Here is a 339-nt window from a genome sequence, read left to right as displayed (position 1 = left end):
TGTATTGTCCTGAAAATTCGCCAAAATAAACGAGTGATCAATAAGTCCATGTACGTTGCGCTGGGCGTCAATATGGAAGGTCAGAAGGAGCTGCTAGGCTTGTGGCTCGCTGAAACTGAGGGCGCTAAGTTCTGGTTATCCGTGCTCACGGAGCTGAAGAACCGTGGCCTGGAGGATGTCCTGATTACCTGTGTAGACGGCCTGAAAGGATTCCCTGAAGCGATTGCGGCAGAATATCCTAATGCCAAGGTCCAACTCTGCATCGTACATATGGTACGCAACTCACTGAAATACGTTTCATGGAAGGATTACAAGGCGGTTGCCGCTGATCTGAAGGGG

1 protein-coding gene is annotated in these 339 nt (G+C 49.9%); it reads left to right on the top strand.

Going from position 1 to position 339, the window contains the following annotated elements:
* A partial coding sequence (locus MO867_RS22810) for an IS256 family transposase (RefSeq protein WP_252473423.1) occupies window positions 1-339 on the top strand: 339 nt, incomplete at both ends.

The organism is Microbulbifer okhotskensis (assembly GCF_023895975.1).
GTDB classification, from domain to species: domain Bacteria; phylum Pseudomonadota; class Gammaproteobacteria; order Pseudomonadales; family Cellvibrionaceae; genus Microbulbifer; species Microbulbifer okhotskensis.
The sequence above is the reverse complement of the archived record's forward strand: the minus strand, read 5'-3'. Positions and strand labels throughout refer to the sequence as shown.